Below are 304 nucleotides of genomic sequence, written 5' to 3'. Positions count from 1 at the left end.
GCAGATCTGGTCGTCGGAGGTGAGCAGGGCGACCTTGGCGTCCTTGGCGGCCTGGACGACCTGGGGTCCGACGGCGGGGTCGGGGACGACGATGACGACGCCGTTGGTCTTCTGTGCGATCGCGGCCTGGACCTCGCTGATCGTCTTGTTGGCGTCGTTGCCGAGGTTCACGACCTTCAGGTCCACACCGAGTTCGGCGGCCTTGGCCTTGGCCCCGGCGGCCTCGCCGACGAAGTACTCCTGGTCGCCCTGCTTCTGCAGGTAGGTGATCGAGATCTTCCCGTCGACCTTGGCGACCTCGCCG

1 protein-coding gene is annotated in these 304 nt (G+C 67.1%); it reads right to left on the bottom strand.

What is annotated here, in order from left to right:
- The coding region (locus PUR56_RS03795) for a substrate-binding domain-containing protein (protein WP_329947842.1) at window positions 1-304 on the bottom strand (304 nt) is incomplete at both ends.

Origin of the sequence: Streptomyces sp. BE303 (assembly GCF_036290945.1) — a bacterium.
Classification (GTDB): Bacteria; Actinomycetota; Actinomycetes; order Streptomycetales; family Streptomycetaceae; genus Kitasatospora.
This window is presented reverse-complemented; position numbering and strand designations above follow the sequence as displayed.